This is a genomic window from Parazoarcus sp. PS-13 R2A, assembly GCF_057621855.1.
Genome location: NZ_JBYEXN010000016.1, coordinates 38294 through 51737 on the forward strand (window position 1 = coordinate 38294; position 13444 = coordinate 51737).

A 13444-nucleotide genomic window follows, 5' to 3' on the forward strand; every position below is an offset into this window, starting at 1 on the left:
TACGCCCGTCAGTCTATGGCGAGAAGCCTGCTCTGGCGCGGGAGATGGCGGGTCAGGAAATCCATCTGGTCAGCAAGTATGTGGCGATTGCACAAAATCAGGTACTCGGCCTTGTTCGGCACATAGGGCGCATAAAGCAGCGCCATTCTCGCCTGTTCGGGGGTGCGTCCGCTCTTGCGCTGGTTGCAGGGCCGGCAGGCTGTGACCACGTTCATCCACACGTCGCGGCCGCCGCGGGAAACCGGCATCACGTGGTCGCGGGTGAGCTGGCTGCCGGGCAGGCGATGTCCGCAGTAGGCGCAGAGGAACTGGTCGCGCCGGAACAGCTCGCGGTTGCTGAGTGGAGGCACCTTGGTGAGCGCCGCCGGGCGCTGCGTGCGTCCCTTGATGGCGATGATGCTCTGGGTGGTGATCTGCGATCGTTTCCCGGTGAGACGCGAGGTGCCGCCGAGGAAGCTGAAGGAATGGTCGCCAATGCTCCAGGCCACGAGATCACGCGCATGGTAGTGACAGGCAGCCTGCCACGAGATCCAGCGGTAGGGGGCGCCGTTCATGTCGAGCGACAGGATCCACGGATGCTGGCCATCTTCCTGAATGGCCAATCCGTCCGGTCCCAGCAGCGTCGCTCCATGTTCGATCAGCACGCGTCCTCCGTTACCTCTGGGTGGGCGCACCGAAACGCGGCGCACCACGTTTGTGAATGAAAACAGACAACTCCCCGCAGCGCAAGCTGTCCCCGGGGGCTGCAGCGCGCGCCGAAGCAGGGTTTCAGGTTTTTGGCGCGGGCCCGATGCTGCCGGTGTGGAAAGACCACTTGCCACTGCGACGATCTTCAAAGAAGTGTCGCAGGCTCAGTGCGATGGTGCGGAAGGCAATGTCGTCCCACGGAATGTCCGCTTCTTCGAACAGTGCGACTTCGAGTGACTCTTCGCCGGGGCGGAAGTCGAGGTCGAGCAGGCGGGCGCGATACACGATGTGAACCTGACTGATATGGGGAACGTCGATCAGGGAGAACATCTCGCCCAGCTCGATCCGCGCGCAGGCCTCTTCAAGGGTTTCACGCACAGCGCCTTGTGCGGTGGTTTCATTGTTCTCCATGAAACCCGCGGGCAAGGTCCATTTGCCATAACAGGGTTCAATCGCACGCCGGCACAGCAGGATGCGGTCTCCCCACTCGGCCAGCGCGCCGACGACAAGCTTTGGGTTCTGGTAGTGGATCGTGCCGCAGTTGTCGCAGACATGGCGTGGCAAGGCATCGCCCGGGGGGATGCGTAAATCGACAGCGGCACCGCAGCTTGAGCAGAACTTCATGGGAGGGCTTCCTGTATACGATGCCAATTCTAACAGGCCCGTGCAGCGCCAATCAGTATCGAAACAGCGGGGCGGCACCGCTGTGTGTGTATGTGATCTGTACAAGATATCGTCGTTAGCGTTTATGCTAGCGAACAGGGTCCAATTCACTTCTTGCGAGAACATGCCTCCTTCGATCGACATGAACCGTTTTGCGCAGCTTAAGGCGACGGGCGATCTTCCTTCCCCACGCGGGGTTGCGCTTGCCATCATTCGCATGACGCAAAGCGACGACGTGTCGGTGGCAGAGCTGGCGCGGGTGATCAAGGGCGACCCCGCTTTTGTGGGCCGTATCATCAAGGCCGCCAACGGTCTGGTCGGGCTGCAGCGGCGTTCGGTCGTGTCGGTGCAGGAAGCCCTGATGGTGCTGGGCATGCCTGCGGTGCGAACGATGGCGCTCGGTTTTTCGCTGCTGTCGAGCTATCGCAAGGGTGCATGCGCCGGCTTTGATTACGTGCGCTTCTGGTCATCTTCGCTGGTCATGGCACTGTCGATGCAAACGCTGGTTCAGCGTCTGCGCGTGGTCGCCGCTGACGAGGCCTTCTCGGTCGGGCTGCTTGCGCGGATCGGCGAGCTGGCGATGGCGACTGTGTATCCGGTTGAGTATGGCCGCCTGCTGCTTGAGGTCCAGCGCAATCCGGATCGGCGTCTGCTCGACCTGGAGCAGGAAGCGCTGGCGATGACCCACCGCGAGCTGGGTGCGGCCATGCTGGTGGATTGGGGGTTGCCGCCGGTCTTCTCCGAGCCGGTGCGTTTCTTCGAGCAGACCGAGCGTGCGGCCTTCGCACCCGAGAGTCGCGAAGCGACGATGATGCAGTGTCTCGTGCTGTCCCGGGCCGTCGCGGAGATCTGCCTTGCCGTAGAGGCCGATCAGCCAGCGTTGATGGGGATGGTGTTGAAGCTGGCCTTGCGCCTCGGATACAGCCGCGATGAGTTCGTCGGAGCCTGCAGCGACATCGGACGCCAATGGGTCGAATGGGGCAAGCTGCTGCAGATCGACACGGTTACGCCGCCGCAGTTCTCGGAGCTGTGCCCGGGTGACGGGGGCGATGCAAGCGCTGCGGTGAAGCCCGGCGAATGTGCGGTGCCGGAGGCGAGTGTTGCGGTTGAAGCCGCTCCGCAGAGCCCGAGTGCGGCTTTGCGCGTCCTGCTGGTGGATGACGAGGCGAGCAGTCGTGACCAGCTGCGCGAAGTGCTTGACGGCGAGGGGCATCGCCTGTTCGAGGTCCGCCCCGGGCAGCAGGTGCTGGAGGCGGTTGTCGAGCTTCAGCCGCACATGATGGTGATCGATTGCGGTGTGTTCGGTGCTGAGAGCGAACGGCTGATTCGTGCCCTGCGTGCCACCCGCGTGGGGCGCAGGATGTACATCCTGCTGCTTGCGCCGAACGATGACGACGATCGCCTGATCGATGCGTTCGAGTCAGGCGCAGACGATTTTCTGCTCAAGCCGTTCCGTCCCAAGGTGCTTACCGCACGTTTCCATGCAGGGCAGCGCGTCGTGCGCCTGCAGCAGGAACTTGAGCGCGACCGCGAGGAAGTCCGGCATTTCGCAGCCGAGCTTGCGATCTCGAACCGGCGATTGCAGGAAGTGGCATTGACCGATGCGCTGACCGGGTTCCCGAACCGTCGCTATGCCATTGACCGCATGCACCAGGAATGGGTGACGGCTACCCGTAATCGCCGGCCGCTGTCGTGCATGATCATCGATCTCGATGGGTTCAAGCTCATCAACGACACGCACGGCCACGACGTCGGCGATATGGTCCTGCGCCAGGCCGCGGATGCCTTGCGCGAGGCCTTGCGCGGGCAGGACGTGATCTGTCGCACCGGTGGCGACGAATTTCTGGTGATCTGTCCAGAGACCGGGCTGACCTCGGCCATGATCTGTGCCGAGCGCTTGCGTGCATCGGTGGATGCTCTCCTGATCGAGACCGGTGGTCCCGCGCTTGAACTGACGGTCAGTATCGGGGTGGCGATGCGAGATGGCGCGATGGCCGATCTCGACGCGCTGATCAAACAGGCCGACCGTGGCGCCTACATGGCGAAGCGTCAGGGCCGGAATCGCGTCGCCTCGGTGCAGCAACCGGAAGCACCGGCCTGATTTTTGCCCGTTTGGCATGAGCTGGGCTGAAGAGGTGTTGTCTGTTTGCAACAGCATTGACCCCCATTGCGGCATGGGAAAGCTTGCGGATGTTCAGAAATTACTTTAACTTCAAAGCCGCTTGTCCCTGAAAGGGAGTCATTTTTCATGAAACGCCCCGATTTTCAGGCAGAGATTCGCGAGCTGAACCTGGCCTATCTGATGCTGGCACAGCAGATGCTGCGCAGTGATCGGGAAACTGCAATGTTCAGGCTCGGCGTGGGCGAGGCGTTTGCCGACCTGATCGAGGGGCTTTCCGCTGCGAAGCTCGTGCGCATGTCCAACAACCAGATGTTGATGCCGCAGTTCCGATTCAATGATGAGCAACTTGGCCGCCTGATGGCGGGCGAGGGCCGCGATCAGGCAAGCTCCAGTCTGCATGCAGCGATCATCGCTGCCGGCAAGGCTGCCGAGGAAGCTGCCTGAGGAGAAGAGAAAATGAAGAACAAACGGATTATCGACGAAGCGGACGACATTCGCCGCGCGGTGGAAATGGTGCAGCTCGGCGCGCGCATGCAGATGCTCGAGGTCGAAACCCAGCTCAGCCGCGAGAAGCTGCTCAAGATCTACAAGGAAGTTCGCGGGGTGTCGCCGCCCAAGGGCATGCTGCCGTTTTCGACCGACTGGTTCATGACCTGGCAGCCCAACGTGCACTCGTCGCTGTTCATGGGCTTTCATCGCTTCTTCGAGAAGAAGGCTGGTGTCAGTGGTCTCGAAGCCATCCTGAAGTCCTATCATCTCTATCTCGATCAGATCGAGGCCGAGCAGATGGAACCGGTGCTCAGCCTGACCCGCGCGTGGACCCTGGTCCGCTTCTTTGATGCCGACCTGCTGCACATGGCGGGCTGCACCTGTTGCGGCGGGCACTTTGTGGCCCATGCATACGACCCGACGCAGGCCTATGTCTGCGGTCTGTGCAACATGCCTTCGCGTGCAGGCAAGACCAAGCGGACGGCGGTGCGCAAGACCAAGGTCAGGGATACGGTTGCGGCCTGACGCTGCCGTTTCCAACAGAAAGGCTGCCTGATCCGGAGGCAGCCTTTTTTTCGTGCCCGGAGTTCAAGTTTTTACGCTGCGGGCCGTTACAATTTTGCATTCCCAACCGACCCGTGATTCTAGCCTGGAGTAAGCAGTGTTTCTGATCATCGGCTACGTCATCATTCTCGCCGCGTCGATCGGCACCTATGCGGTGCACGGCAGCCTGCTCGCACTGTGGGTGCCGCTCGAGTACATCGCCATTTTCGGCCTCATGATCGGCGGCTTCGTGGCCGGAAACGGGCCGAAGGCACTCAAGGCCACGCTGGGCTCGCTGAGCATGGCGGTCAAGGGCTCAAAGTACAACCGCGCGCTTTACGTCGATTTGCTGGCGATGCTGTTCGAGATCCTGGCCAAGGTGCGCAAGGAAGGCCTGATGTCGATCGAGAACGACATCGAGAACCCGGATTCGAGCCCGATCTTTTCGAAGTATCCGAGCGTGACATCGGACCACCATGTGGTCGAGTTCCTGTGCGACTACCTGCGCATGATGGTGGGCGGCAACCTGAATGCGTTCGAGATCGAGAACCTGATGGACATGGAGATCGAGACCCATCACCAGGAAGCGCATGTGGCGCCCCATATCGTGTCCAAGGTCGCCGATTCGGTGCCGGCCTTCGGTATCGTGGTGGCGGTGATGGGCGTGGTGAACGTGATGGGCTCGGTGGGCGAGCCGCCGGCGGTGCTGGGCAAGATGATCGGCGGCGCGCTGGTCGGTACCTTCCTCGGTATTCTCGTGTCCTACGGTTTCGTGGCCCCGCTTGCAAGCCAGATCGAGCAGAAGGTCGAAGAGGGTGGAAAGATCTACCAGGTGATGAAGGTGGTGCTGCTGGCGAGCATGAACGGCTATGCGCCGCAGGTGGCGGTCGAGTTCGGACGCAAGGTGCTGTACGCCTCCGATCGGCCGACCTTTACCGAGCTCGAAGAAGAAATCAAGAACCGCAAGGGCTGAGGCAGGGCATGGCGGAAACAGGCTTCGTGCTGGTGCGTTCTGATCCGGATCCGGTTCCGGTCGGGGTGGAGTCGTGAGCGACGAAAGCCAGCAACCAATCATCGTCAAGCGCATCAAGAAAGGCGGCGGTGGCGCGCACGGCGGTGCCTGGAAGATTGCGTATGCCGACTTCGTGACCGCGATGATGGCGTTTTTCCTGCTGATGTGGCTGCTCGGCTCGACCGCGCAGGGCGACCTGGAAGGCATTGCCGATCACTTCCAGAATCCGCTCAAGCTGGCGATGGCTGGCGGCGAGGGCTCGGGAGACAGTTCCAGCATCATCAAGGGCGGTGGCGAGGATCTGTCGCGCAAGGTGGGGCAGGTCAAGCGTGGCGATACGCCGAGCACCCGTGCCATCAATGTTGACGCTGCGCGCGACCGGAACCCGTCCGATCCCGCCGATGGCAGTGCCGAAGAGGCCGAGCTGCGTCGCGAACGGGCCCGGCTGGTCGATCTCAAGGGGCGCATCGAAGCCATCATCGAGGCTGACCCACAGCTCCGGCAGTTCAAGGAGCAGATCCTGATGGACATCACCTCGGAGGGGCTGCGCATCCAGCTGGTGGACGAACAGAACCGGCCGATGTTCACCTCCGCAAGTGCGAACCTTCAGCCCTATACGCGCGACCTGCTGCGTTCGATCGGGCGTGCGCTCAATGACGTGGACAATCGCATCAGCCTCTCGGGCCATACCGACTCGGCGCGCTATGCTGGCGGCGATCGCGGCTTCTCCAACTGGGAGCTGTCCAGCAACCGAGCGAATGCTTCGCGCCGCGAACTCGTCAGCGGCGGTCTCGAGGTGGCCAAGGTGGTGCGTGTGGTGGGGCTTGCCGACACCATTCCGCTCCGGAAGGAAGATCCGCTCGATCCGATCAACCGCCGAATCAGCATCATCGTGCTCAACAAGCGCACCGAAGCCGCCATTCGTGGCGAGGGTGGCAACCTCGATGTCAGCGCGTCAGCGCCGCTCGATCCTGCGACGCTGACGCGCGACGGCAGCAGTGGATCGGCTGCGCAAGGAATCATCCCGAATATCCGCCCGGCGCTGGGGCGATAAGGAACAGCAGCATGTGAGCGCCGCGTGTGCGTTCATTGCGCGCACTTGAAGAGGTTCATGCATGGTTTTCGATCCTCCGCCGCGGCGGCCCTTGTCGCCGGCAGGCACTGCACCGGATGCGCCTCGGCGGGCACCGTTCTCGCCTGCCGCTTCTGCGCCCGGTCTGGCTGCGCGCGATCGTGAGTTCGAGTTTACGCCGGCCGATTTCGAGCGCATCCGTACCCTGATCCATCAACACGCGGGCATTGCCCTGTCGTCGGCCAAGCAGGACATGGTCTACAGCCGCCTCGCGCGCCGTCTGCGCAGTTGCGGCGACCGCACGTTTGCGCAGTATCTGGCCAGACTCGAGCGCGACCGGGGGGAGTGGGAGACCTTCGTCAATTCCTTGACCACCAACCTCACCTCCTTCTTTCGTGAGCCTCACCACTTCGACATCCTCGCCGATCAGCTCCGCCAGGTCGGCGAGAAGCGTACGATCCGGATCTGGTGCAACGCAGCCTCGACCGGGGAAGAGCCGTATTCGCTGGCGATGACTGCGTGTGAGGCGTTCAACTCCCTCGCGCCGCCGGTGCAGATCCTTGCCAGCGATATCGACACCTCGGTGCTGGCGCACGGGGAGGCGGGCATCTATCGGCAGGATCGTATCGAGCGCCTGTCCGATGCGCGCAAGAGCCGGTTCTTCACCCCGCGCAGTGGCGCTGACGCCGGGGCATTCGAGATCCGCCCGGAACTGCGCCGCCTGGTCAGCTTCCGCCGCATCAACCTGCTTGACCCCATGTGGCCGGTGCAGGGACCGCTGGATGCGATCTTCTGCCGCAACGTGATGATCTACTTCGACAAGCCCACCCAGTACAGCATTCTCAAGCGCTTCGTTCCGCTGCTGCGCCCCGACGGGCAGTTGTATGCCGGGCACTCGGAGAGTTTCATGCATGCCGCAGACCTTGTGCGTTCGCGCGGGCGCACGGTGTATGTGCGGCTCGATTCGCCCTTGCGCTGAGGTGCCGGCGTGAGTCACGTTTTCGGCACAACAGCGGGTGGCAGCATCGTCTTCATCGGCGCCTCGACCGGTGGCACCGAGGCGATCCGCGAAGTGCTGACGGGGCTGCCTGCGAGCATGCCCGCGATCATGATCGTCCAGCACATGCCGGAGATGTTTACCGGCTCCTTTGCGCGCCGGCTCGACGGCTTGTGCGCGCTGCGGGTCAAGGAGGCCGAGCACGGCGAGCGTGTCGAGCCCGGAACCGTCTATATTGCGCCTGGTCATTCGCATCTGAGCATTCGTCGCGGGGGGACGGGTTTCCAGTGTGGGCTGGCGAAGTCGGATCCGGTCAACCGGCACCGTCCTTCGGTTGATGTGCTTTTTCACTCGGCGGCAGCGGTACTTGGACGCGCTGCCGTCGGCGTGCTGCTGACCGGCATGGGGCGGGATGGTGCGGCGGGTCTGCTGCGCATGTCCCAGGGCGGGGCGTGGACGATCGCGCAGGATGAGGCTTCCTGTGTGGTGTACGGCATGCCACGCGAAGCGGCGCTGCTGGGCGCTGCGCGTGAAATCGTCAGTCTGTCCGACATTGCAGGGCGTATTCAGGTGCGGCTTGCGGCCCAGGGCGCGGGCACCTGAGCGCTATTTCCGTTCATGTTGTGGATCAGGGCTAAAGAAGTTCTGGATCCGCGCCGATAGCTGAAGACATTGGAGCTGCGCCGCAAGCGCGCGGCCTGTGATGAGATATGCGGCAGTGAGCGCGAGAGGAGAGGGAGATGAGGATGTGGTCGGTTTGCATCATGCTGGGCCTGCTGGCAGGCCTCGGAGGCGGCATCGTTGCCGCGATCGACCCGGCGCCGGCGTGGATTGCGATGGCTGCACATGCGCTTGTCGGTGTTGCGGTCGCTGCGCTTGCCGCCATGCTGCTGAAGCTGCGTTTCGGCTCGCCGCTCGGGGACTTTGCCGCGACGCTGCGGAAAACCTACGAGGATGGCGATCTGTCGCGGCGGGCGGCGACGACGAGCGGCCCCCTGTCCGACTGCATCGAGCACTACAACCGCCTGATTGCGAGCTTTCAGGGCATCGTCGGCAAGGTGATCTACGACGCCCAGCGTGTGGCGGAAAAGGCCAAAACGCTGTCGTCGCTCGCTGCCGGCGTGGCCGAGGGATCGACGTCGCAACGCAGTGCATCGGAACAGATGGCGCAGGCAATCGAGGAGATGACGACCGGCGTGAATGCGATCGCCGGTCATGCGTCGCAAACGGCCCGGAATGCGCAGGAGGCACGGGAACTGTCGATCGAGGGCGCACGAGTGGTGTCCAGCGCCTCGTCCGAGATCGACCTGATTGCCCGCTCGGTGGAGCAGTCCGCACAGGTGATCTCGGCGCTTGGCGAACGCTCGCAGGCGATCAGCGGCATCGTGAAGGTGATCCGCGAGATTGCCGATCAGACCAACCTGCTTGCCCTCAATGCGGCGATCGAGGCTGCGCGTGCTGGCGAGCAGGGCCGGGGTTTCGCGGTGGTCGCCGACGAGGTGAGAAAACTGGCGGAACGCACGTCTGCTGCCACGAGTGAGATCGGCACGATGATCACCGCCATCCAGACGGAAACCGGTGCAGCAATCGTTTCCATCAAGCAGGGCAGCGAGCAGGCCCGCGCCGGCGCCGAGCTCGCGCGCCAGGCGGCCAGTTCCCTCGAGCAGATCAATCGTGGCGCTCAGCAGACCATGGAGCGGGTGGATGAAATCGCGCAGTCCATCTCCCGGCAGGGGGATGAGGCCGACAAGGTGGTCGGAAACGTCCGCCAGATCATGAGCATGGTCGAGCGCAATGCCGACGGTGCGGCGAAGACGCTCGACGAGGCGCACGAGCTCGACAGCCTGGCGCTCAACCTGCACGAGATCAGCAACGTGTTCCGTCTCGGTGCCGAAGGCGAGAAGGCCATGGCCACCCACAAGATGATGCCCGCGATCGTGCAGCAGGCCGCCCGCGAACTCGGGCGGCTCATGGAGCAGGCGATTGCGGCAGGGCAGATCACGGCCGACGCCTTGTTCGACCAGACCTCCCAGCCCATTCCCAATACCCGGCCGCAGAAATACACCACGCGTTTCGATGCATTCACCGACAAGCTGTTTCCCCGCGTTCAGGAGGCGATCCTGCAGAAGCACGGTGAAATCATCTACGCCATCGGCTGCGACCGGCGTGGCTACGTTCCAACCCATAACACGCGCTTTTCCCAGCCCCTGACCGGGGACTACGACAAGGACTTTGTCGGCAACCGCAGCAAGCGGATCTTTGACGATCCGGTGGGCAAGCGCTGTGGCGCGCATGAACTGCAGTTCCTGATCCAGACCTATCGCCGCGATACCGGCGAGATCATGCACGACATCTCGGCGCCGGTGTATGTCAATGGCCGCCAGTGGGGCGGATTCCGCATGGGCTATCAGGCTTGAGGGGTGCACTCGCCCTGTAGTCCGGGGCACAATGTCGGCCACTTGCTAAAGTCTGATCCCTTCGGGTCGATACACTACACAACAGCGCTACCGGTCGCGTTGACCGGGCCAGCAGCCGCAAGCGTGCGGAGAATGAAATGTCCGAGTTACTGAAGAATATCGATGCCCGTACCCGCCTTGCCGGGACCAACAAGCTGGAGATCCTGCTGTTTACGCTGGGTACGGATCAGAAAACGGGCCGGCGCGAGACTTTCGGTATCAACGTTTTCAAGGTGCGTGAGGTCATGCGTACGCCGGCCATCACCGCCGCGCCGGAGATGCCCGCATCGGTCGTGGGCATGGTCAGCCTGCGCGGCGCACTGGTGCCGGTGGTTGATCTGGCGCGCTACGTTGGCGTGGGGGCCGACACGCCGCGCGACATCATGATCGTGACCGAGTACAACGGCCACACCCAGGGTTTCCTGGTCGAAGCGGTCGACACCATTCTGCGCCTGGACTGGTCGCAGATGCGGGTGCCGCCCGACATGCTGACCGCCAACATGGGCGGCCTGGTCACCGCCGTCACCGAATTGCCGGAGAACCGCCTGGTGATGCTGCTCGATGTCGAAAAGGTGCTGTCGGAGACGACCCGCTACGACGACAGCCACATGTTCAAGGACATCACACCAATTGACAATGGCGGCGAACATCTGGTGCTGTTCGCCGACGATTCGTCAGTGGCACGCAAGCAGATCTGCCAGACGCTCGATGTGCTCGGTGTGAAGTACATCTCGGCCGTAAACGGGCGTCGTGCGTGGGAAGAGCTCAAGCTGATGGCTGCGCAGGCAGAAGCTGCTGGGCGGAAGGTGAGCGACACCCTGAGCCTGGTGCTGACCGATGTCGAAATGCCCGAGATGGACGGATATATCCTGACCCGCAACATCAAGGCCGACCCGCGTTTCGAGGGCGTGCCGGTGGTGATGCATTCTTCGCTGTCGGGCATGTCGAACCAGCAGCTTGGCAAGTCGGTCGGTGTGGATGAATACGTTCCCAAGTTTGAACCGCAGCGCCTGTCGCAGACGCTGCGTCGCCTGATCAGCCGCAATGTCGCGCCGGTCAGGAAGTGAGGTGAGTCAATGTTGAGTCTCGACCAGAAAGAAGATACCGCCCTGCTCGATTCGGTAGACGGCCGCACCATGCTGGCCGGCTCGAACCGAATGGAGATCCTGCTGTTTTCGCTCGGTACCAGCGAAACCTTCGGGATCAACGTGTTCAAGGTGCGCGAGGTGTCCAAGACGCCCTTCATCACCAAGGCACCCAACATGCCGCGCGGTGTGGAGGGTCTGATCTCCCTGCGTGGCAACGTCATTCCCGTGCTGTCCCTGGCCAAGATTCTCGGCCTGAGCGCGCCCGGCGATGCCCTCGGCGGCTCGATGATGGTGACCGAGTACAGCAAGCGCACCCTCGGCTTCCTGGTGAAGGAGGTCGATCGCATCATCCGCGTCGAATGGGACAAGGTGCGCACGCCTGACAACGTGTCGTCGAACAGTCAGAACTACATCACTGCGATCACGGAGTTGGCCGATGGCAAGCTGGTGTCGATTCTTGATGTCGAGACCATTCTGGCCAATACCTTCGGCGAGGCGATCGTCGGCAACATTAGTCCACTGCATGGCGGCGATGACGTGAACGTGTTCTTCGTGGATGACTCGGCCGTTGCCCGGCGCAAGATCGCCGAAGTGCTCGACAAGCTGGGTGTCCGCCACAAGCATGCGCAGAACGGGCTTGAGGCGTGGACGCGGCTGGAAGGCATGGCAGCGCACGCCCAGCAGATGGGGCATCACGTCGGTGATGAGATCGATCTCATCATGGTCGATGCGGAGATGCCCGAAATGGACGGTTACGTGCTGACGCGCAATATCAAGAACGACAGCCGCTTCGACGGAATTCCCGTCGTGATGCACTCCTCCCTGTCATCGGAAGCGAATCGGGCGATGGGGAAAAGGGTCGGTGTGGATTCATACGTGGCAAAATTCGACGCTGATGTTCTCGCCGAGACCTTGCGGCCGCTGCTCCAGCGCGCACGCCAGGCTTGATCGGGAACGGGCACAACGGAGAATGAGATGGCTGACCCAAAACTGAAATTTCTGGTCGTGGATGATTTTTCGACCATGCGCCGCATCGTGCGCAACCTGCTCAAGGAGCTGGGTTACACCAATGTCGACGAGGCTGAAGATGGCGTGGTTGCACTGCAAAAGCTCAGTGCTTCCCCCTTCGATTTCGTCGTGACCGACTGGAACATGCCCAACATGGATGGCCTGACCCTGCTGCAGACCATCCGCCGCACGCCGCAGCTGAAGCATCTTCCGGTGCTGATGATCACGGCCGAGGCCAAGAAGGAAAACATCATCGCAGCCGCGCAGGCCGGGGCCAACGGCTACATCGTCAAGCCTTTCACCGCTGCGACCATGTCCGAGAAGCTGGAGAAGATCTTCGAGAAGCTCGGCAAAAGTGCAGCTGCCTGACTGGCAGCACGAACCACATAGGGAGCCAGGAAATGGCGAAGCGGATGAAATTTGACGAAGCGAGCGATTCGGATGAACTGCAGGCCCTGTTCGACAGCATTGCGTCGCCCCAGGCCGAGCCCGAACCCGTGCTCCAGCGTCCAGTGCCCGCACCGGCCGCAGCCCCCGAAACGGACGACAGCGACGAACTGCAGGCGTTGTTCGACTCGGTTGCCGCCGAATTCGACGTATCCGAGGGGGCAGAGCCCGACGTGCATTTGCCGGAGCCAGCGCCTGCCGCCGCAGAGCAGGATGCAGCGGCCCCGGAAGCCGTATTCAATCGTATCGGTCAGATGACGCGCAAGGTGCACGACTCGCTCCTCGAGCTCGGATTCGACTCTGCCCTGCAGGAGGTCGCGCAGGCGATGCCCGATGCACGTCAGCGCCTGACCTACATCGCGCAGATGACCGAACAGGCGGCGAGCAGGGTGCTAAACGCCACCGATGTGGCCAAACCGATTCAGGACAAGCTCGAAAGCGATGCCGACGCACTGCGCGCGAGGTGGGACCGACTGTATGCGAACGAACTCTCGGTTGAAGAGTTCAAGGCACTGGCGGGCGAGACCCGGGGCTTTCTGTCCGCCGTCAGCGACGGCAGTCGCGCCACGAATGCGCAACTGCTCGAGATCATGATGGCGCAGGACTTCCAGGATCTCACCGGCCAGGTCATCAAGAAGGTAGTCGACATGGCGCAGACCCTGGAGTCGCAACTTCTCGAGGTCCTGCTCGAGGTTGCGCCCGCTGAGATGCGCATCGAGAAGAATGCCGGGCTGATGAATGGCCCGGTGGTGAGCAGTGAAGGCCGCGATGACGTGGTGACCAGCCAGGGGCAGGTCGATGACCTCCTCGAGAGCCTGGGTTTCTGATCTGCACGCTGGCCGTACGGGCATTCTGACCCG

The 13444-nt window shown here is 62.5% G+C and carries 14 protein-coding genes; 12 read left to right on the top strand and 2 right to left on the bottom strand.

What is annotated here, in order from left to right:
* Positions 1 to 8 precede the first annotated feature (8 nt).
* Positions 9 to 644 carry an HNH endonuclease gene (locus tag AC22G6_RS14945; RefSeq protein WP_487367418.1) on the bottom strand — a complete coding sequence of 212 codons (636 nt, stop codon included), beginning with the start codon at positions 642 to 644 and terminating at the stop codon, positions 9 to 11.
* Between the two features lie 124 nt (positions 645 to 768).
* Entirely contained in the window at positions 769 to 1311 is a 543-nt protein-coding gene (locus tag AC22G6_RS14950; protein ID WP_487367419.1) for an NUDIX hydrolase, read from the bottom strand.
* Positions 1312 to 1474: 163 nt separating this feature from the next.
* Between AC22G6_RS14950 and AC22G6_RS14955 the strand changes: the two genes are divergently transcribed.
* The 12 genes from AC22G6_RS14955 (at position 1475) to cheZ (ending at position 13411) form a co-directional block, all read left to right on the top strand.
* Entirely contained in the window at positions 1475 to 3451 is a 1977-nt protein-coding gene (locus tag AC22G6_RS14955; RefSeq protein WP_487367420.1) for a GGDEF domain-containing response regulator, read from the top strand.
* A 147-nt stretch (positions 3452 to 3598) separates the two neighbouring features.
* Positions 3599 to 3916 (top strand): flagellar transcriptional regulator FlhD, encoded by a 318-nt coding sequence (gene flhD / locus AC22G6_RS14960; RefSeq protein ID WP_108976115.1) that lies wholly within the window; start codon positions 3599 to 3601, stop codon positions 3914 to 3916.
* Positions 3917 to 3928: 12 nt separating this feature from the next.
* A complete protein-coding gene (flhC, locus tag AC22G6_RS14965) occupies positions 3929 to 4486 on the top strand; it encodes a flagellar transcriptional regulator FlhC (protein WP_487367421.1) in 558 nt (185 codons plus the stop codon).
* 136 nt (positions 4487 to 4622) lie between these two features.
* Positions 4623 to 5477 (top strand): flagellar motor stator protein MotA, encoded by an 855-nt coding sequence (gene motA, locus AC22G6_RS14970; RefSeq protein WP_108948900.1) that lies wholly within the window; start codon positions 4623 to 4625, stop codon positions 5475 to 5477.
* A 73-nt stretch (positions 5478 to 5550) separates the two neighbouring features.
* Positions 5551 to 6570 carry a flagellar motor protein MotB gene (motB, locus tag AC22G6_RS14975; RefSeq protein WP_487367422.1) on the top strand — a complete coding sequence of 340 codons (1020 nt, stop codon included), beginning with the start codon at positions 5551 to 5553 and terminating at the stop codon, positions 6568 to 6570.
* Positions 6571 to 6631: 61 nt separating this feature from the next.
* A complete protein-coding gene (locus tag AC22G6_RS14980) occupies positions 6632 to 7567 on the top strand; it encodes a CheR family methyltransferase (RefSeq protein WP_487367423.1) in 936 nt (311 codons plus the stop codon).
* 9 nt (positions 7568 to 7576) lie between these two features.
* Positions 7577 to 8188, top strand: a complete 612-nt coding sequence (locus AC22G6_RS14985) for a chemotaxis protein CheB (RefSeq protein WP_487367424.1) — start codon at positions 7577 to 7579, stop codon at positions 8186 to 8188.
* 137 nt (positions 8189 to 8325) lie between these two features.
* Positions 8326 to 10002 carry a methyl-accepting chemotaxis protein gene (locus tag AC22G6_RS14990; RefSeq protein ID WP_487367425.1) on the top strand — a complete coding sequence of 559 codons (1677 nt, stop codon included), beginning with the start codon at positions 8326 to 8328 and terminating at the stop codon, positions 10000 to 10002.
* Positions 10003 to 10139: 137 nt separating this feature from the next.
* Positions 10140 to 11108: a chemotaxis protein gene (locus AC22G6_RS14995; RefSeq protein WP_487367426.1), complete on the top strand. Its 969-nt coding sequence runs from the start codon at positions 10140 to 10142 to the stop codon at positions 11106 to 11108.
* A 9-nt stretch (positions 11109 to 11117) separates the two neighbouring features.
* On the top strand, positions 11118 to 12077 hold the full coding sequence (locus AC22G6_RS15000; protein WP_108976104.1) for a chemotaxis protein: 960 nt from the start codon (positions 11118 to 11120) through the stop codon (positions 12075 to 12077).
* A gap of 27 nt (positions 12078 to 12104) precedes the next feature.
* Complete coding sequence (cheY, locus tag AC22G6_RS15005; RefSeq protein WP_108976102.1) at positions 12105 to 12506, top strand: chemotaxis response regulator CheY; 402 nt, start codon at positions 12105 to 12107, stop codon at positions 12504 to 12506.
* A 32-nt stretch (positions 12507 to 12538) separates the two neighbouring features.
* Positions 12539 to 13411, top strand: coding sequence for a protein phosphatase CheZ (gene cheZ, locus AC22G6_RS15010; protein WP_487367427.1), 873 nt, complete (start codon positions 12539 to 12541; stop codon positions 13409 to 13411).
* Positions 13412 to 13444: the final 33 nt, after the last annotated feature.

What these genes read in the sequence shown, in the direction of transcription:
- flhD (WP_108976115.1), top strand. Translation starts at nt 3,599, where the DNA reads ATGAAACGCCCCGATTTTCAGGCAGAGATTCGCGAGCTGAACCTGGCC.
- AC22G6_RS14980 (WP_487367423.1), top strand. Translation starts at nt 6,632, where the DNA reads ATGGTTTTCGATCCTCCGCCGCGGCGGCCCTTGTCGCCGGCAGGCACT.
- cheZ (WP_487367427.1), top strand. Translation starts at nt 12,539, where the DNA reads ATGGCGAAGCGGATGAAATTTGACGAAGCGAGCGATTCGGATGAACTG.
- AC22G6_RS14950 (WP_487367419.1), bottom strand. Translation starts at nt 1,311, where the DNA reads ATGAAGTTCTGCTCAAGCTGCGGTGCCGCTGTCGATTTACGCATCCCC.
- cheY (WP_108976102.1), top strand. Translation starts at nt 12,105, where the DNA reads ATGGCTGACCCAAAACTGAAATTTCTGGTCGTGGATGATTTTTCGACC.
- AC22G6_RS14955 (WP_487367420.1), top strand. Translation starts at nt 1,475, where the DNA reads ATGCCTCCTTCGATCGACATGAACCGTTTTGCGCAGCTTAAGGCGACG.
- AC22G6_RS14995 (WP_487367426.1), top strand. Translation starts at nt 10,140, where the DNA reads ATGTCCGAGTTACTGAAGAATATCGATGCCCGTACCCGCCTTGCCGGG.
- AC22G6_RS14990 (WP_487367425.1), top strand. Translation starts at nt 8,326, where the DNA reads ATGAGGATGTGGTCGGTTTGCATCATGCTGGGCCTGCTGGCAGGCCTC.
- flhC (WP_487367421.1), top strand. Translation starts at nt 3,929, where the DNA reads ATGAAGAACAAACGGATTATCGACGAAGCGGACGACATTCGCCGCGCG.
- AC22G6_RS15000 (WP_108976104.1), top strand. Translation starts at nt 11,118, where the DNA reads ATGTTGAGTCTCGACCAGAAAGAAGATACCGCCCTGCTCGATTCGGTA.